19 protein-coding genes are annotated in these 18,426 nt (G+C 45.4%); 10 read left to right on the top strand and 9 right to left on the bottom strand.

The features are described 5' to 3' along the window. Positions 1 to 2 precede the first annotated feature (2 nt). Complete coding sequence (istB, locus tag GVT53_RS10725) at positions 3 to 740, top strand: IS21-like element helper ATPase IstB (RefSeq protein WP_166247880.1); 738 nt, start codon at positions 3 to 5, stop codon at positions 738 to 740. A 2-nt stretch (positions 741 to 742) separates the two neighbouring features. Here the strand turns inward: istB and GVT53_RS10720 are convergent, their stop codons facing one another. Then, positions 743 to 1,156: a hypothetical protein gene (locus GVT53_RS10720; protein WP_166248627.1), complete on the bottom strand. Its 414-nt coding sequence runs from the start codon at positions 1,154 to 1,156 to the stop codon at positions 743 to 745. Between the two features lie 220 nt (positions 1,157 to 1,376). Further along, positions 1,377 to 1,610: a helix-turn-helix domain-containing protein gene (locus tag GVT53_RS21220; RefSeq protein WP_335341874.1), complete on the bottom strand. Its 234-nt coding sequence runs from the start codon at positions 1,608 to 1,610 to the stop codon at positions 1,377 to 1,379. A gap of 751 nt (positions 1,611 to 2,361) precedes the next feature. Here GVT53_RS21220 and GVT53_RS10715 point away from each other — a divergent pair. The 3 genes from GVT53_RS10715 (at position 2,362) to GVT53_RS10705 (ending at position 9,222) form a co-directional block, all read left to right on the top strand. Next, positions 2,362 to 5,394 (top strand): SusC/RagA family TonB-linked outer membrane protein, encoded by a 3,033-nt coding sequence (locus GVT53_RS10715; protein ID WP_166248626.1) that lies wholly within the window; start codon positions 2,362 to 2,364, stop codon positions 5,392 to 5,394. A 20-nt stretch (positions 5,395 to 5,414) separates the two neighbouring features. Then, entirely contained in the window at positions 5,415 to 6,842 is a 1,428-nt protein-coding gene (locus tag GVT53_RS10710; RefSeq protein ID WP_166248625.1) for a RagB/SusD family nutrient uptake outer membrane protein, read from the top strand. A 70-nt stretch (positions 6,843 to 6,912) separates the two neighbouring features. Then, a complete protein-coding gene (locus GVT53_RS10705) occupies positions 6,913 to 9,222 on the top strand; it encodes a zinc-dependent metalloprotease (protein ID WP_166248624.1) in 2,310 nt (769 codons plus the stop codon). A 133-nt stretch (positions 9,223 to 9,355) separates the two neighbouring features. On the opposite strand, the gene GVT53_RS10700 is transcribed toward GVT53_RS10705, so the two are convergent. From GVT53_RS10700 to GVT53_RS10685, 4 genes are all read right to left on the bottom strand, one after another. Then, positions 9,356 to 9,604, bottom strand: coding sequence for a DUF6520 family protein (locus GVT53_RS10700; RefSeq protein ID WP_166248623.1), 249 nt, complete (start codon positions 9,602 to 9,604; stop codon positions 9,356 to 9,358). Between the two features lie 85 nt (positions 9,605 to 9,689). After that, positions 9,690 to 10,124 carry a MauE/DoxX family redox-associated membrane protein gene (locus tag GVT53_RS10695; protein ID WP_166248622.1) on the bottom strand — a complete coding sequence of 145 codons (435 nt, stop codon included), beginning with the start codon at positions 10,122 to 10,124 and terminating at the stop codon, positions 9,690 to 9,692. A gap of 76 nt (positions 10,125 to 10,200) precedes the next feature. Beyond that, complete coding sequence (locus tag GVT53_RS10690; RefSeq protein WP_166248621.1) at positions 10,201 to 11,163, bottom strand: helix-turn-helix domain-containing protein; 963 nt, start codon at positions 11,161 to 11,163, stop codon at positions 10,201 to 10,203. A 50-nt stretch (positions 11,164 to 11,213) separates the two neighbouring features. After that, positions 11,214 to 11,585 carry a DUF7793 family protein gene (locus tag GVT53_RS10685; protein WP_166248620.1) on the bottom strand — a complete coding sequence of 124 codons (372 nt, stop codon included), beginning with the start codon at positions 11,583 to 11,585 and terminating at the stop codon, positions 11,214 to 11,216. 373 nt (positions 11,586 to 11,958) lie between these two features. Here GVT53_RS10685 and GVT53_RS10680 point away from each other — a divergent pair, with 373 nt between their 5' ends. The 5 genes from GVT53_RS10680 (at position 11,959) to GVT53_RS10660 (ending at position 15,822) form a co-directional block, all read left to right on the top strand. After that, positions 11,959 to 12,798: an RteC domain-containing protein gene (locus tag GVT53_RS10680; protein WP_166248619.1), complete on the top strand. Its 840-nt coding sequence runs from the start codon at positions 11,959 to 11,961 to the stop codon at positions 12,796 to 12,798. 270 nt (positions 12,799 to 13,068) lie between these two features. Continuing rightward, positions 13,069 to 13,356: a helix-turn-helix domain-containing protein gene (locus GVT53_RS10675; RefSeq protein WP_166248618.1), complete on the top strand. Its 288-nt coding sequence runs from the start codon at positions 13,069 to 13,071 to the stop codon at positions 13,354 to 13,356. After that, complete coding sequence (locus GVT53_RS10670; RefSeq protein WP_166248617.1) at positions 13,353 to 14,027, top strand: hypothetical protein; 675 nt, start codon at positions 13,353 to 13,355, stop codon at positions 14,025 to 14,027. Before GVT53_RS10675 ends, GVT53_RS10670 begins: the two co-directional genes overlap by 4 nt. Beyond that, positions 14,011 to 14,688, top strand: a complete 678-nt coding sequence (locus GVT53_RS10665) for a P-loop NTPase family protein (RefSeq protein ID WP_166248616.1) — start codon at positions 14,011 to 14,013, stop codon at positions 14,686 to 14,688. Before GVT53_RS10670 ends, GVT53_RS10665 begins: the two co-directional genes overlap by 17 nt. An 18-nt stretch (positions 14,689 to 14,706) precedes the next feature. Beyond that, positions 14,707 to 15,822, top strand: coding sequence for an exonuclease/endonuclease/phosphatase family protein (locus GVT53_RS10660; protein WP_166248615.1), 1,116 nt, complete (start codon positions 14,707 to 14,709; stop codon positions 15,820 to 15,822). Positions 15,823 to 15,871: 49 nt separating this feature from the next. Here GVT53_RS10660 and GVT53_RS10655 read toward each other — a convergent pair whose 3' ends face one another. The 3 genes from GVT53_RS10655 to GVT53_RS10645 all read right to left on the bottom strand — a co-directional run bounded on the left by GVT53_RS10655 (position 15,872) and on the right by GVT53_RS10645 (position 17,878). Continuing rightward, positions 15,872 to 16,468 carry a mobile mystery protein B gene (locus GVT53_RS10655; protein ID WP_166248614.1) on the bottom strand — a complete coding sequence of 199 codons (597 nt, stop codon included), beginning with the start codon at positions 16,466 to 16,468 and terminating at the stop codon, positions 15,872 to 15,874. Continuing rightward, a complete protein-coding gene (locus GVT53_RS10650) occupies positions 16,459 to 16,920 on the bottom strand; it encodes a mobile mystery protein A (protein ID WP_166248613.1) in 462 nt (153 codons plus the stop codon). The genes GVT53_RS10655 and GVT53_RS10650 overlap by 10 nt, the downstream gene beginning before the upstream one ends. Before the next feature lie 337 nt (positions 16,921 to 17,257). Next, the gene (locus GVT53_RS10645; RefSeq protein ID WP_166248612.1) at positions 17,258 to 17,878 is read right to left on the bottom strand and encodes an N-acetylmuramoyl-L-alanine amidase family protein; all 621 of its coding nucleotides are present in this window, start codon (positions 17,876 to 17,878) and stop codon (positions 17,258 to 17,260) included. Between the two features lie 247 nt (positions 17,879 to 18,125). Between GVT53_RS10645 and GVT53_RS10640 the strand changes: the two genes are divergently transcribed. Then, positions 18,126 to 18,419 (top strand): hypothetical protein, encoded by a 294-nt coding sequence (locus GVT53_RS10640; protein ID WP_166248611.1) that lies wholly within the window; start codon positions 18,126 to 18,128, stop codon positions 18,417 to 18,419. Positions 18,420 to 18,426: the final 7 nt, after the last annotated feature.

Genomic DNA, 18,426 nt, shown 5'->3' with positions numbered 1-18,426 from the left:
ATATGAACAAAAAAACAATGCAATTGATGAAAGAAATGAGGTTCTTTGGAATGCACAGGGCCTTTGCAACAACAATGGAAACCGGAGGTGCCGATACCGACTATACCAATGACGAACTCATTGCCTATCTCATCCAGAGCGAATGGGACGACCGGCACAACCGTAGGATAGAGCGATTGACCAAGTCCGCAAGGTTCAGGTATATGGCCGTCATGGAAGCTATCGACTACCGACCGTCACGCCAACTGGACAAGAACCTGGTCCGGCGACTAGGCTCTTGCGACTTCATCCCAAAAAGGGAGAACATACTTATTACAGGTAGTACCGGTGTGGGAAAAAGTTATCTGGCCTCGGCCATTGGCCACCAGGCCTGCTCCTTGGGGCGAAAGGTCATGTACTTCAACACCGCCAAGCTCTTTACCCTGCTCAAGACATCAAAGGCCGACGGTTCCTATCCAAAACAGATAAACAAACTTGAAAAACAGGACTTGCTCATCTTGGACGACTTCGGCCTTAAACCATTGGACAACATCAACAGGCATGCGCTTATGGAGATCATCGAGGACCGTCACGGCAAAAGGTCCACTATTATAGCATCACAACTACCAGTCGAAGTATGGCATGACATCATAGGTGAAAAAACACTGGCCGATGCCATCCTCGACCGTTTGGTGCACACGGCACACAGAATCGACATAAAAGGAGAATCAATGAGAAGAAAATTGAAAAATAAAAACTAAGTTTAACCCAAGGATAGATCAAATCTAGGCAGTTCGTTTACCCTGGTCAGTTTCATCCGGCGAAGGTGGGTCAGTTTACCCGGCTTATCCAATTTGTTCTCAAAAGTAATTACGTCTGGTTGTAATACTACTTTGACGTTTTTAGCAGGTGTTTTTCCAATATTCTTTATATAAATCTTTAAAATTTGTCTTTCTTTATGAAAATCTGCAATTATATATGGTCTTTTTTCTAAATAATTCTGAGTTTCTATTCTTTGTAACATTTCCCAAGTAAAGATTACATAGAAGTATGTCAGAACTATCATTCCAAAACTTAAATAATCCGTTGCTTTCCAATTCACTTTATCAATTACATGTAGTACTACAAATATTGTAATTAAGATTAATGGGATTATTATTCTAAAAAATTTCTTCATAAACATGCTACAACTATCTCATATACCAAATTTTGATTTGCATACACCCCAAAATTGGCTAGCTATGCCAAACTTTTTATGTGCTTGCAAAAGCATAATATTTTTTATTCAACAAATCTTTTTGGGGATGATGCTAAATGTAAGAATTTTCTAGAAAAAGAAATTGTGGATTTCTGTAAAGGAATTTAATAAAGGTAGGGAGTAGATAGGATTAATTATATTAAAGGCCCGCCAGCTTGAAAAATTCGCTAAGCTTTATACCTTTGGCTTCGCAGATTCTATTTAAAGTCTCCACGGGTATTCTATATTCGTTTCTGCCTTTTATTTTCCTTACAGTACTTTCGTCAATATTGTGTTTAATAGCAAAGGAACTCTGGGACTTTCCTTCCCTTAACCAAGGGAGTAACCATTCCTTGGTTATATAGCTACATATTTCCACATTAATATTTGACATCAAGACAAAGGAATAGGATGGGAAATAAAATACTTCGGTCGTTCGACCGAAAACTAAAATATTTTATTATATTGCATCCAGTTATTTAAATTTGCGATTCTTCGTTTAGAACATATTTGAAGCAATCGCTTTGATTCTCGGATGGAAAACTGGTAATTTTTTATGCGAACGAGATGATAAGCAGTTTGCTCACGACCCGGGCGTGGGCTCACTTATCGTTTGCAGGGCATTTACCAGTGCCTCCGTCCGTTAAGTTGAGTTCCGCGCCTTTTTTTGGGTATTTGGTTCATTACAACTTTCTTCTTAGCGTTTGGTTTCTTTTATCCTTTCGGAGTATCGCCCAACCAACTGGGTTATGGGAAACATTTGGCAATTTTTTTCTGTAGGGTTCACCCCGTGTTTTTGTTCCATTTTTGGGGCCTGTCACTCGGTGTTTGATATCCTGTTCAAGAAAAAGCCAAAGAATCCCGTTTAATCCTTGGGCCATAGTTGTGGGATATATGTTACACACTTTTCCGGTTCACGATATCCTTTGGTCCCATGACTGACGTATACACTTTTTTAGGGCAACCGGCCCAATCACAAAACCATGGTCTTTTTTGGTTTAGGAATCCTATTTCTGGGTATGCTATTACCCGGACAGGGTGGCCTATGTCCGAACCTTGATGTCCTTTTTGGAAGATACGGATTTTCCGTGACTTAAAGGGCAGTGTGGAGAATAACTAACGCTTTAATCAAAAGAACTCAATTTATGCAACCAATAACAATACGCATGCGCAGGGGAATCCTGTCCGTGCTCCTCTATGTCTTTTTAACGCCACATTTTTCATTTAATGTGCAGGCGGGCACTGTCTTGGAACCGCCACAGGCCACCGTTACCGGCACCGTGACCGATAGTACGGGCAAGCCCCTGGCCGGGGTGAACCTTGTGGTGGAGTCCAAGCATATCGGGACCATTTCCGGTTTGGACGGTTCCTTTTCCATTAATGCCGGTCCTTCTGATGTTCTGGTCTTTTCCATGGTGGGTTATAAAACCCTTTCCGTGCCCATAGGGGGTAGGGAAGAGGTCTTTGTTTCTTTGGAAGAAGATGTCACAGTTCTTGGGGAAGTGGTCCTCAATGCCGGGTATTATACCGTTTCGGAGAAAGAACGTACCGGAAATATTGTGGCCATCGGTGCCGAAGTAATCGATAAACAGCCGGTGGGCAATCCCTTGGCGGCCATGCAGGGACATCTTTCCGGGGTCAATATTGTACAGAATACCGGAGTGCCCGGAGGGGGCTTTGAGATCGAGGTCCGTGGTCGTAATTTTATCAACGGGGTCAGCGATCCCTTGTACATCGTGGATGGTGTGCCCTTTGGTTCCCAGTCCTTGGGCTCGACCAGTATGTCCAGTTTGATCGTTGGTGGGGACATCAGCCCCCTCAACGCCATTAATCCCAATGATATTGAAAGTGTCGAAGTCCTGAAAGATGCCGATGCGACCGCCATTTATGGATCCCGTGGTGCCAATGGGGTCGTATTGATCACTACCAAAAAGGGCAGGGCCGGAAAAACAAGGTTCGATGCCCATCTCAGTACCTCTCTTGGTTCAGTATCCCATTTCTTGGATTTGATGCACACACGGGAATATTTGGAGGTGCGAAGGGAAGGCATTGTCAATGATGGCTATGGAGATTTGTTGAATGACCCTGCCTTTGATTTTATATGGCCGGAACTCAAGACCTGGGACAGTGAACGTTATACCGATTGGCAAGAGGAACTGATTGGAGGCACAGCCTACCGGAACAATGTACAGCTTTCTGTTTCGGGGGGTAGTGCCCATACACAATTTTTGGTCAGTGGGGCCCTTCAAAACGAGACCACGGTATTTCCAGGGGATTTCAATTATAAAAGGGCATCGGTTCACAGCAATCTGAACCATCGATCCAAAAATGGCCGTTTTGGCCTTAACCTTTCCACGGGCTTTACCCACGAGGTCAACGATTTGCCCGCTGCTGATTTTACCCAGAGCGCTTATACGTTGAAGCCCAATGCTCCAAGGGTATTTGATGAACAAGGGAACTTGAACTGGGAGAACAATACCTGGGACAATCCACTGGCCTCTTTGGAGGAAACCTATGGACTGGAGTCCAATACCATCATCTCCAATGCGGTCCTATCCTATAGTATTCTGCCCGACCTGGTCGTCAAGTCAAGCATGGGTTTTACCCGGTATCGTTTGGATTCCCGAAGGACCTTGCCCAGCTCGGCAAGGAACCCTGGGGATGGGCATACGCCCCAATCAAGTTCCTCCTTGACCACCAATGGCTCGTATCGGGAGTCATGGATAGTGGAGCCACAGATCGGTTGGAAGAAGCAGTGGGGCGGTTTTGCCGTGGATATTCTGGTAGGTACCTCCTTTCAAGAGGAAACTGCCCAACAATTGGTCCAACGGGGCAAGGGTTTTCCAAGTGATAACCTCATTCAGAACTTGGCCGCCGCCGAGACCTTGGAGATCATCACGGACACGGATAGCGAGTACAGGTACAATGCCCTCTTTGGACGGGTCAACCTCAAATTTCAGGATAGGTATATCCTAAATCTCACGGGGCGAAGGGATGGATCCTCCCGCTTTGGACCGGGCAAGCAGTTCGGGAACTTTGGTGCCATTGGAGCCGCATGGCTCTTTTCCAATGAGACATTTCTGGCCAACAGTGATGTTATAAGCTACGGGAAGCTACGGGGCAGTTATGGTACAACGGGCAGTGACAATATCGGGGATTACCGTTTTTTGGACACCTATGATGTCACAGGGCAGGAATATGATGGGACCATGGTACTGGAACCCACCGGTATCTTCAACCCATTATTTGGATGGGAGGAGAACAGGAAATTGGAATTGGCCATGGAATTGGGCTTTTTCAAGGACCGATTGCTGGTCAATACTTCCTGGTATCGGAACCGCTCCTCCAACCAATTGGTGGGTATTCCATTGGCTGCGACAACGGGCTTTTCACAGCTTACCGGGAATTTTGACGCCACAGTGCAAAACACTGGATTTGAGATTGATTTCCGCAGTATCAATATCAAAAATAGAAGGTTTTCATGGAGTACGAACTTTAATATTACCGTACCCAAGAACAAACTGGTCGCCTTCGATGGTCTGGAGACCTCCACCTTCTCCAACCGCTATATCATTGGGGAACCCTTGACCATTGTGAAATTGTACCGGTCCCACGGAGTGGACCCGGAAACCGGCTCTTATGATATCGAAGATTATAACGGCGATGGGGAAATCAGTAGCCTTGAAGATCGGCAATGGGTAGAGGATTTTGCCCCTGAACTGTACGGGGGATTGGGCAATACCCTTAGCTTGGGCAATTTGAGCCTGGATTTCTTTTTTCAGTTCAAAAAACAGCGTGCCTATAATACCATGGGGTTCGGGGCAACGCCCGGCTATGGAAACAATATGCCGAGGGCAATGCTCGACAGGTGGAGGGAAGCTGGGGATGTGGCCACATATCAAAGGGCCTCCGGGGGACTTTCCCTGATTCCAGGAACAGGGCCATTTCAGGAAGTGAGCAATTTGGCCGTTTCCGATGCCTCCTTTGTCCGTTTGCGGAACATTTCCCTCAATTATGAGATTCCATCAAGGGATAGTGGGTTGGATGTCAATGTGTATCTACAGGGACAGAACCTATTGACCTTTACGGGTTATGATGGACCGGATCCCGAACAGCCGTCCAATACCCGCTTGCCGGCCCTTAGACAAATCACCTTGGGACTTCAACTGAGTTTTTAACCTAAAAAAAAAAAAGAAACATGAAAACGCATAATACCATTTACATGGGGAAACACCTTTTTTCATTAGCCTTTTTGGGTGCACGTCCAACCCTAACCGCATTACCGCTATTGACGTTGCTGTTTTTCGGATGTACCGACTTTGTGGAGGTCGACCCTCCAAAGAACATTCTTATAGCTGAGACCGTTTTTGATCAACCCGCCACAGTGGAATCCGCATTGGCCAACCTCTATCATGATATGCGGGAACAAGGAATGGTGTCAGGGGGCACGGGACTGACCACTGGATTGGGCATCTATGCCGATGAACTGGAGTACTACGGTACCAATGCCGATTTCTCACAAATGTACCTTCATGGGGTCCATGCGGGCAACAGCACGGTGTCGGAATGGTGGCGTCAAGCGTATCATATCATATACAGTGCGAATGACATCATCAAGGGAGTGGAACTCTCGGATTCATTGACCGAAGAGGAAAAGAACCGGTTCAAAGGGCAGTCCCTGTTTGTCAGGGCCTATATCCATAGTCTGTTGACCCAATTGTTCGGTAATGTTCCCTATATCGCCACCACGGATTATCAGGAAAACAACCAGGTGTCCAGAACGCCGGAAGATCAGGTCATGGAATACATCATTCGCGATTTGGAAGAGGCATCTGACCTTTTATCGGGCATCGGCAGTTTATCGGATGAAAGAGTTCTTCCCGACCACTATGCCGTCAAGGCACTCCTGGCAAGGATGTACCTCCACGCGGAAAATTGGGAAGAGGCGGATGCCATGGCCACCAAACTTATCGGCGCCTTTGGATTAGAGCCCGATCTTGATAAGGTATTCCTTAAAGGTTCCCCCGAAACCATTTGGCAGCTCAAAGCGGGCAATAGTCCCCGAAACACGCGCGAGGCTGTCCAATTTATCATTCAGGCCATTCCGGGACAGGACTATGCCCTGTCGGAAAATCTGATGTCCAACTTTGAGGTAGGTGACCAAAGATGGGACCACTGGGTGGGCAGTATGTCGGATGCGGAAAATACCACCACCCTGTATTACCCTTTTAAATACAAGGCGGATCTCAATGAAGAAGAGTCCGTGGAATATTCCATTGTTTTCCGTTTGGCGGAACAATACTTGATACGGGCCGAGGCCAGGCTTCGGTCAGGGGAAATCGACGGGGCCCGGAGCGACCTTGATGCCATACGAAATAGAGCGGGCTTGGCCGATATGGCGGAAGCTGGCGAGAATGCCTTAATGGATGCCATAGTGCATGAGCGCCGTATGGAACTCTTTGCCGAGCGGGGCCATCGTTGGTTCGATCTCAAGCGTACGGGTATGGCGGGGCAAATAATGTCACAGGCCAAGGCGAATTGGAAGGACACCGATCTATTGTTCCCCATCCCGGAATCCGAGTTGGAAACCAATCCCAATCTAGCACCACAGAACAACGGTTATTAAATAAATTTCCTGTTGGGCCTTACCTGTTTGGGGTAGGCCCGATAGGAATCACTATAAATATTTATATACCATGAAAACAACGATATGGATGATGCTTTTGATGCTCTCCACTTCAGCGATTGTCGCAAATATCTCACGGAAAAAGTCCATGGGGTTCATGGATAATGATCCCCAAATTGAACCCCAATTTTTGTCTTCCCTTATCAAGGATGATAGATTGTACCTGGATGTCCCAAAGGAAGTGCTGGGCAAGCCCATGTTGTTCGTGAGATATGGAAGGGAGAATAAGGGGCCTTATTACCTCCAGGTCATATGGTCTTTGAAAGGGGATGAAGTACTACTGAAGCAGCCCAGTATACGGCCGGTAAAAGGAATCATTCTGCCCATAAGGCCCAATCTGGTCCTTGATGAAAATATCCTTGCGATATTTCCCTTGGAAGAAAACTCTGGGGTGACGGACAAATATCGGATCGATGTAACCGATCTTTTATTGCAGGATGACATTGAATGGGCGCCCGGTTTTTCAGAACGCCCGGTACCCGGGATCACGAAGCTGTTAGGGGCCAAAAACTTGGAAAGGGAGGTGGTGGTCAAAATCCGTAAGGGCATTATCAAGGGAGGTTCCAAAATAGCCTTGCCCATTTTTTATGGATTTGCACCCTTGCCCGATCCCATGGCGACCAGAGGATTTGATTATCGGATGGGGTTTAGTACCGAAGGATCCATAGATAGGAAGCATAAAACCCATAACACAAAAGGCAATATCAACCGTTGGCGATTGGAAAAGAAGTTCAGTGACAGTGTTATCAGTGTACCCAAGCAGCCGATTACATTGACCATGTCCCCGGATATTCCAAAGAAGTGGAGACCTTATGTTAGAGCCGGGGTAGAGGAGTGGCTTTCCGCTTTCGAGGCCGCTGGCTTCAAGAATGCCATTGTGGTCAAAGAAACGGATAGTATCAGTGAATGGGACCAGCACAGTATCCATACCTCACTGATCAAATGGGGGCGAGCCAAATACCTGAGGGGAAATGAAGATATGGATTATGGAGGTACCGCCTCCTTGATGTGCGATTTGCGTACTGGGGAGATCCTTAGGGGAGACATCTATTTGGGAGCCTCTGTCCAAAGTTTGTCGGAACGCTATTTTATACGAGCGGCACCCTTGGACAAGCGAGCACAAAACTTCCCGTTTCCCGAGGAGTTGGTCGGTGCTCTTTTCCAAAGATTGACGGCCCATGAGGCGGGCCATTTCTTTGGTCTTATCGATTCCAATTATGGGGAATATGGCTATCCCATCGAGAAAATGAACGATAGTACTTGGTTAAGGGAGATGGGCCATACCCCGAGTATCATGAATTATACAAGGACCAATAATCTACCACAACCAGAGGACAGTATTCCCCCCGAACTGCTCATGAACAAAGTAGGCCCCATGGATAGGTACCAGATCCAATGGGGCTATACGGAATTCCCGAAGGAAATGGATTCTCAGGATAGGGAGGCCGAATTGGAACGAATGCTACGTTGGCAGGATTCGGTGCTTTGGTACCGATTCAATATGTCCAGACCGGAAAGAATAGGCCCCGGAACCACCAATGAGGTAGTGGAGACCAATGATCCTGTGGGAAGTGCCGGCATGGCCTTGAAGAACCTACAACGTGTTTTGGAACTATTGCCAGAGGCCATAGGGGATGAACCGGATTATGGACGGTTGGACCGACTGTACCACGATGTCCAAAAGCATTGGTACGATCATATGGTACATGTGGCCAGTCTATTGGGGGGCTATGATATTCGATACAAGCCCATGGAGCTTTCTGGGAACATGTATGTCCCGATATCCATGGAAAAACAGCAAGCAGCCTTGGATTATTTGCAGGTCAATGCCTTCCAAACGCCACAATGGTTGGTTGAACCGGAGTTTGCCGTCAAAATCAGGTACTCCACTTTCCCGAATGAAGTATTGGCCTACCAGCAACTATTGTTAATGGATATGTTGGCCCCAGATCGACTGAAGCGCTTGGAATATCTTGAACTTCATATTGGGCACAAAGACGCTGTTGCACAATATTTAGATAAGGTACAGGCTGGATTGTTCCAAGAATTACAACGTGGGACCGGACCTGTAGATCCAGGTAGGCAAGAGCTACAAAAGACCTATATCGATAGGTTGGTCAGCATTATGGCCAAAGAACGAGTCAACTTTTTCGCAACGACCAAGTCACATGATTACACCGATTATACAAAAGGTCTTATGATGGAGTGCTTGATTGAGCTGCAAGAGGATTTGGGGCATAGATTGAAAAGGGACAAGGACCTTGTCTCCCAAGGCCATTGGCAAAGGTGCCTTGAAAAAATACAAACACTCCTGAGGTAGGGAATCCAGTTTAAAGAGCAGGAACAAACAATATTCCATGGACGCAATGAATCCGGTTTTGTTGTACCTGGATGTTTGAATTAGCCAAAAAAGGTGCCCACGACTGGGGCACCTTTCTTTTTCCAATGAGCTATTATAGCTCCCTCATTAGAGGAGTACTCTCATCATTGGGTTCAGAGTAAACTTGTTGGCCAAAAGCGGTACAGGCAATAGATCCTGATTCCCCACAATTGTCATCCACGGTGACCTCCTGCCATCCTAAGGCTGGATGTTCATAATAACCTATTTTCGGAACTGGTTTGTTCTCCGTGGCAAAGGCCAGACCAACTGCCAAGAGAATGGCAAAGGCCGGTAATACGAGTTTTAAAAATCTAGCTTTCATAGTATTGAGAATTAGATATTACTGCCTACTCTTTTTCCTAGGTTTTCGGCTTCCCCTATCACTGCACAGTGTTTTTAGATGTTGACTATTTTCCTTTGTTTTCCATAAGTGCGATACCGGTCAAGGTCAGTGCCATCCAACAGGCATTGAACACCAAGTGGGTTTCCCAGCCCATGGTGGATATGATCCCGCCACAAGAGCAGGGGATATGATTGCTAAAGTTGAGCACAACAATGATATATGCTGAGAATAGTGTCATCAGGGCCAGCGATCCGTATAGTGCGAACAGTCGATATGGACGCATAAGGAGAAAGATCCCCAAAACAAGCTCTAAAACCGGAACCAACCACGCCACCCAATTTTCATTTCCCAGCACCATATCGGATTGACCCAATTGTTCCTTGAATTGTTGAAAGTCCATCAACTTGCTAGTTGCCGCATAGACAAAAAGTATGGCATGCAAGAGACAAATAACCTCTATGATGATGTCCTTAAGTTTTATATCTCTAGTATTGTACATTGTAACTACCTGATTTACAATGTAAAATTAAAGTATCTAAAAGATCTCTTAGGGATTATTTAGGCTCTGGGAAGGATTATTTGGAGCGTTTCCGCAGTTGGGATGGTGTATAACCGTACCTTTTTTTGAATTCCCTGGTAAAGTGGTTCCCCTTTTTGAAACCCACGGTCCTGGCTATGGCAATAATGGTCTTGTTGGAATGATCTATCAGGATGTGGGCCTTTCGGAGCCGTTCATGTTTTTGATATTGAAAGGCCGTCATGCCGAAAAGCTCCTTGAATCCCTTTTTGAACTTATACTCGTTGGTATTGCAAAAATGGGCCAGCTCTCTTATGGAGGGCAGTGGCATATCTAGGTTATCCATGATATGCCGTTCGACTTTTCTTAGGTTCTCCAGATCCACAGCGCGGAGGATATGGGTCTCTGTTTTTTCCGGTCGGGGCAATAGCCCATGGGCCTGTAATTGTTTTTTCAGTTTTTTTTGAAGGAAGCCCTGATCCGTCTCCTCTTTCTTGACCAGATCAAAGCTGGTCACCATAAAAGTTCCCTTTTTCTCCCTGTGTTCCGGGAAATGAACCAAATGACAATGGGCAGGGCGCAGGAGTCCGGATCGTTCGGAAAATGACAACTTTAGGGTAAGCTCCCATATCCAGTCTTTCGGAGCTGCTTTCAACAGTTTTTTCCATCCCTTTTGGGAGCTCTTCTCCAATATTTGGGTAAATGGGCGACCCTTCAAGGTCCCTTCTTTGTAGTGCAATAGTGTATTGACAGTAGGATTGGTTCTGATAATTTGGCCTAAGCTATCCAGTTCAAAGTACAATTGAACGACCATTTCATAGGCGTTGTGGAGTTTGATAAAGCCTTGGTGCAGAAAGGCGTCCCTGAGTTCCTCGGTAGTGGAGTTGACCAAAAAGGTCAGGGCTTCCAGTGCATCGTTTTTATCCGTTCGTTTGATTTGGTAGGAGAAGTTCCCATTGGCGATATGTACCAATTGGTTGTAGATATCCTCCAATCTTTTTTTGTTTTCTGGACTGTCCATAATTGTCCCCGTGTTTTAGATTCATGATCCATTGGAAACGGTTACACTAGCTATCGATGCCGCGACAGGTATTTGCGGGCCGTTTCCATGTGGGGGAACACTTTGATGGGCGCCGAACGCATTCGGTTCGAAATGTATTTGGAGAAGGCACGTTCCAAGGGTGTGGCCGCCACCAGGACCAGTTCCTCGACCAATCCAGCACCATCTCCCGATAAAAAGTGCCAGGCATCCTTTTCGATATGCCTGACCCCATTGATGTTGCAAAGGATACGATAGGGTTTTCCCTGTTGCAGGAGCATGCGACGGGCCACCGTTTTTTTGGCTCCCGAAAGGTCAATGGAGATACCCTCTTTCCAAACAAAAAAGAGAATGTCATTCTCCAACCACATGGTGGCCAATTCGGTTTCCACAATTCTTTTCATCCTTCGCGATTTCAAAAAGAGCGGTTAATTTATAAAATTTTTAAAAAATTATTTAACAAGAAAAATCTTCTTTTTTAACAAAATAGGCTCCAAAATGTAAAAAAACGTATCTGTCAGGGATTATTTTAGGCGCTAACTGCCCCTTGAATACAAAATTTTATGGATTTTGATTAGTTTGAAAAAGTGCGATTTGATACCAATTCGTTCAGCAGTTCAAACTTGTACAATTGATTTGGTACAGCATGGACCGATTTGAAGGATGTCCGGTATACATGTTCCCCAATTATGAAATCGATGGATTGTGCTCCCCTTTACAAGTTCAACTTGGGAGGGAACACAGCAAGCTTTTGGAGACTATTAAAGATTACCTATAATGAAATATCAAAAACTGCTATCGGAATTTGAGGGACAATTGGAGGCCTTGGAAAGTGGGACCGGAGATATCCTTTACAAAGCGGAGAAGGGCATCGCAATGGTGGAGAAATGCATTCGAAAACTACAAAAGCAGATAGTGGGCCAGGATTTTGAGACCCAAGCCGACGAGATTTATTTTTTTAAGCACGTCAAGCCCCAGATCTTTAGCAAGCTCATCTATTATATCCGGCTCTTTAGTATTGAGAGCAAGCGCCCCCGGGGCAAGGATGTGGCCCAGGTCAAATACCTACAACAACAAATTGATAAATTACAAAACTTCTTTAATGAAAATCTGGAGTTCTATAACTATTACCGACGAGGGGCGATGTCCATGGACGAGCAGTATTTTGTCCGGGGCAATCGGGACCTGCGCATGCCCTTGGAATCCTTCCACTTTTTGATCGACGACCAGTTCTCCACCTGTCTGGACGGCACGGTGGCCACCATCATGGCCTACGATATGCTCATCGTTTACCTTAGAAAGGAAGTGGACGATTTGAACAATAATATGGAACCTACAAAGAACACTATCATGGAAAAACCATCAAAACTTTTTTGGACGGGCAGTAAGATTGATCTCATCGAACTGCTCTATGCCCTACATACCAGTAAATGCATCAATGGAGGTACCGTGGACATCAAGGAAATGGCCTCCCATTTCGAATACTTCTACAATGTCGATCTGGGCAATTACTACCACACTTTTATCGATATCCGTTCCCGTAAGAGCAGCCGGACACGCTTTTTGGATAGACTCATTGAGATGCTCAACCAACGGATGGAATCCCTGGAAGAATAGCCCTCGAATTTTTCCCAAGTTGGTACCAACTTGGGAATTTTCATTTTCAGGGGGTTTGGGTACCTATTTTTCCCATTTCCGGTTTTTTTTTTCACTTTCCAAAAATCCAAATGGCGCTAAATCGATGCAAATTTTAGGATAAAAAAATCGTTCCCAAGTTGGTACCAACTTGGGAATTTTTTCCAAAAAGCTTTTTGAGTTTTGTGGTTGAACACGGATAACAGGCCTAGGACCCATAAGGTCCATCGTCTATCCCAAAACCACAAGCATATGGCTGCAACGATTATTACCACGGAAGACCTCATGGAGTTCAAGATGGAACTCTTGGAGGAGTTCAAGAAATTGATGGTGGAACATACCCATCCAAAACCCAAAAACTGGCTGCGATCAAGTGATATCCGAAAACGATTCGAAATAAGTCCCAGTACCCTGCACAGTCTACGCAGCAGGAATATCATTCCCAGCTACAAAGTAGGGGGACTTGTTTTTTACGACGCAGAGGAAATCGACCAGATCATTCTGGACAACAAGGTGGAATCCATGGACGGAACGTTATGAACTATATCAAGCACCTTACTGCTGTTTTGGTGGAAATCTATGGGGATGAGCGTCTAAGCCCCGGTCATATCAGTTTGTACTTGGCCTTGTTTTTTTATTGGAATATGTATCGGTTTCCCAAGGAATTTCCGGTCAATCGCAAGGAACTGATGAAGATGGCCAAGATTGGGTCCAAGTCCACATATCATCGTTTGTTGAAACAATTGGACCATATGGGCTATATCAACTATTCCCCTTCACATAGTCCAGCACGTTCCAGTAGGGTCGGACTGTCCCAAAATTGGGACAAGAGCGGTACGGTCATGGAACGAAGCCGTTCCATTTTTGGGAGGTACTGTCCCATTAGTGTACCGGACACCATATATAAGAAAACAAACCAAACGAACAAACGCTCTTTGGGAGCACAGCCCAGGAGTCAATTGGAAGTCCTTAATTTTTTTAAGGAAAATGGATATGGCCAAGAAGAGGCCCAGCGATTCTTCAACCACTATCAAGCCATTGGATGGAAAATTGGTGGCAAGATTTCCATTGTGGATTGGGAGGCAGTAGCGCACAATTGGATGCTCAAGGCCGATGAAATAAAAAAGGCAACCGGCACTTCAAAAGGACAATCAAAAGACCCGGACCATTTGATGGTCGAAACACAAAAGGACTATGGGCAACCCCTCTAAGATAATGGAAGGTGGGGTGGTCTATTCCCTGGGAGAGTTCGACGGGAGGCAGGTCGAATATGATTTCTCCAAGGTATTGAACTATCTGGATGCCAAAGGAAAACTCTTGTTTGGACGCAATTTTAGGCTCTATCCCGAGGACCATGAAGTCTTGTTGAAGTTGTGCAACTATATGGTCCGTGACCATACCAGTTGTCAAAAACTGGGCATTGACCCTGATAAGGGCATCCTGCTTTCGGGTCCGGTGGGCTGTGGCAAGACCACCCTGATGAAACTGATCCGTCACATTACCCCACACTATCGGCCCTATGAGGTCATCCCGGCCAGGAACATTGTCTTTGGGTTCAACCATGTCGGCCATCGTATCATCGAGGACTATGGCAACGGGCGGTATTTCTGTTTCGATGACATCGGGGTGGAACAGATGGGGCGGCATTTCGGGAAGGATTGCAATGTCATCGGGGAAATACTACTGTCCCGGCATGAGCTGTTCCTGGAATCGGGCCTCCGCACCCACGCCACCACGAATCTTAACGCGGAGGAACTGGAGGAGCGCTATGGCAAGCGGGTCCGGAGCCGTATGCGGGAACTGTTCAATTTGGTGGCCTTTGACCAAAATGCCCAGGACAAACGGGGAACAAAAAACACTGACAAAAAATAAAATCAAAAATCGACAATCATGAGAATAGCGACGATGAACATCCAGAACCTTTTTCACAGAGACCTCTCCTTTTTAAGGCAAAATGCTTCCAAGAACCTTCAGGATTGGATGGAGGAATTCCAATCCTTGTTGAAAAATCCCAATAAGGAACATCAAGAATTGGGACGGATGCGGGAACTGGCCTTTTTGATGGGCTTCAGTCCACAGGCTACGGAGCCCTTTTTGACATTGCGTCAAAAAGGGGGGCATCTTTACGTAAAACCATTAGGTGGGGAACGCCAGACAAGAGCTACGGAGCGGGTCGGTTGGAACGGCTGGGTGGAACTCAGGACTTATCCCTTGGATGAAAAGCACCGAAATGCCAAAGTGGAGTGTATAGCCAAGGCCAATCCGGATATTTTGGTATTGCAGGAAGTGGAGGACAGGGCCTCCCTATCGGATTTCAACAGGGATTATTTGGGGCCAAAATTGGGCGGTGCCTTTGAGCAGTGGCTGTTCACGGAAGGCAACGACAATAGGGGGCTGGGCCATGCCATTCTTACCAGGAACGGTTACCGAATCGTCGGGTTCCAACCCCATGCCCATGAACGAGACCGAGAAGGCAAGGACCTTTTTGAAATGGACTGCCCGGAATATACCGTTGTGACCCCGACCGGGGATGAGTTGACCATCATCAGCGCGAGGTTCCAACAGGATGGCAAGGATTTGGATTTCGGTGGGAAACGAAAGGAGCAGGCCCAAAAAGTCCGTACCTATTGTGACCGCCTGCTGATGCAAGAAAAGAAAGGGATTGTGGTATGTGGAACTTTGGGGGAAGTTTCCTATGGTGATTGTTTGCGGCCCTTGTTGGGGGATAAAACCTTAAGGGATCTTCCCGATCATTTGCGGCTTGAAACAGTAAACGGCATCAGACAAAACAAGCTCTCCAACAATGAATCCATTGGAGGCTGGTTGGCCAAGCACGATTATTTGTTGAGTTCGGTGCCCTTGCATACTGGAATACAGCAGTGCGGCGTTCATTTTCCATCGGTTTTACGGGAAAGAGAGGGAGGGAAATGTCTTTTTCCTGGAAGTTCTAAAAACAGGGTGAGCGCTTCAATGCCGCCCTTGCTTTGGGCTGATTTTAAACTTTAGGCGGTTTCCTAATAAGAATCACATAATAAAAGCTATTTGCATCGGGGGTTTAGTTTTTTGCAAATTCGATCAAGGGAGCAATATTTCCTTGATCTGCTTCTTTCAAGGCTTTGATATACCGTTTTCTGGTTTCGTTGGCCTTTACCATATTGGATTGATGCCATGAAAACACTTCATTTCCAAATATGGATTCCATGATAATGTCGGCCATCAGTCTGGAGTGTCTTCCATTTCCATTGGGGAAGCAATGGATGGATACGATGCGATGTTTAAATCGTATGGCGGTTTCTTCAGGGGAAAACGTTTGGTTTTCTATCCAATATTTGGTGTCGTCCAGTAAGTTCTTTGTTTCGATTCCAATCTGCGTCCACGGAATTCCTATGTTTTTTTCGGTCTTTCGGAATTCACCGGCCCATTTCCATACATCGCCATACATTCTCTTGTGGAGATCTTTTACAAACTTTTCGGTTAAAATTTTTTCAGCTTTTAATTTGGTGTGAATGCTCCATTCGACCGCTTTTTCAATGTTCAATTGTTCAAACTCATTCAGTTCCCCTTGGGTGGTGATGGACTTTATTTTAAGGCCTTCCTTTTCTTCCTCGTCCAAAGGTGTTTGGCCGTATTTATAATCGAATTCTAATCCCATAGCGATCTTCTCATCTCCCGTTTTATTTCATCGGCAAGCTCTTTTATGGTCTTTTCTATTTTTTCATCACCAATTCCCTGGTTCTCCAATTTCATATTTTGATTGGTCCTCAAAACTATTTTCTTGGCCAGTTTTTCTGCCTTTAGTTGTATCAAATCATTGATGGTACCATCCACTGGGACCAGTGCATACACTAATTTCAAATCCATGGCATGGGCCACATCCTTTAAGGAATTAAGGGTTATTCTGCCATTGGCCTCGCTGACTTCAATATTTTTCACCCCTTGTCTGGTTATGTTCAATTGGGTTCCAAGCTGGGCCATTGTCATGTTCAAGGCAGTCCTGATGGTATGAATCCATCCACGTTCGGGGATTGGGACCTTTCTGGCCTCAGAAAAGGGCCGGAGCTTTTGGTCCAACTGTTCTATCAAAAGCTTTTGTTTGTTTCTCATTATAGTAAATTTATACGTTGACAAATATAAATAAAAGTAAATTGATATATTTACAAATATATAAAAATGTTAATATATATATTTACAAAAAAAACTAATAAGTAAACAATTGGAGTTACTTTGTGTTATTTCTTCAAAACTGGAGTCCACTTGGTTCCTACATTGGATTTCTTAAGGGTTTATAAACGAACATGCATGTTTTAACCAAGTTCAGTACATTTTAATTCTTGGATATTATACGGTTTTATTCTGTTTTCCGCTTACTGATTTCCTCCGTAATTGGCGTATGAACGCGCAGCACAATTGTCGCAGTAAGGTGACCAGTGTTATGAATATTTCAGTCATGGTAGAAGGTTTTGATCAATGATTGTAGGAGCGCTAGGGCAATGGCCTTTCGGCTTTCTGTTCTTTTGGTAAATTCCGCTTCAAGGCTATTTGAAACAAAACCCGTTTCCAAAAGTAGGGAAGGGCAATGACCATGGGTATCGCGTAACACCTGGAAGTTGGCATATTTGATGCCCCTGTTATGCATACCCAACCGGTGATGTAAGTCGTCGGCCAAAATGGAGGCCATGTTCTTAGATTTATTATCGACTAGCCCATGGAACAAAAAGATTTCAAAGCCCTGGGCTTTCTCATTCGGAGCTTGGTTGCAATGGATAGAGACAAGCACATCTGCACGAAGTACCTTGGCCAGCCTAGTGCGGGTACCCAAGGAGACCAAGGTGTCAGAATAGCGGGTCAGGTAGATTTCCAAACTGTCCTGGAACAGGCTCCGGTTCAATTGCAGGCATTGCTGGGCTATATCCAAGACCACTTCCTTTTCCAGAATCCCATTGGTGCCAATAGCACCAGAATCAGGACCTCCATGGCCAGGGTCGATGACCACAATGGGCTTTTGGGCCATTGCCAGTGAACAGCAAACGAACATTGTTAGGGTGCACAGGTACATTTTCATATTGGAAGACTTTTGTTTGAACAATTTCCAGCGATACGATGATTTTGGTGCCAATATTTCAATAATTAACAGCTTTAAGTGTTAAAAAATGTGATTAATCAAGCCTTTTCTCCATATCACTGGAAATTCCACATCGGAAATCCCATGGGACGATAAAAACAAGTCCTAGGGTCATTTCAATCAATCATAACGAACAGGTCCTCTTTCCCGAAGTATCGGGTTGGACCGACCAAAAAAACGAACAGTCATGAAAAACTTTAAAAAATCAGTAGCACTTGTTATTGGACTTCTCGTCACACAGGCCAGCTATCCCCAGATTGGAGGGATAGAAGATTCCGTAAATGATATTTCGGATACCATCCGGGCCATTTTTCCCATAATCCTCGGGGTGATCTTCTTGATTGGCTTTCTTTTCAATGCGGGCCATTTTTTTGGGGAGAACGCCGACCTCAAGAAGGGGATTACCCGGGTTCTCGTCTTTGTGCTCATTGCTGGGGCGGTCGTTGGGATCTTTACCTATCTCATCGGTATTGTCGTCTAAATCTCGA

It is taken from the genome of Flagellimonas oceani (genome assembly GCF_011068285.1).
Classification (GTDB): domain Bacteria; phylum Bacteroidota; class Bacteroidia; order Flavobacteriales; family Flavobacteriaceae; genus Flagellimonas; species Flagellimonas oceani.
This window is presented reverse-complemented; position numbering and strand designations above follow the sequence as displayed.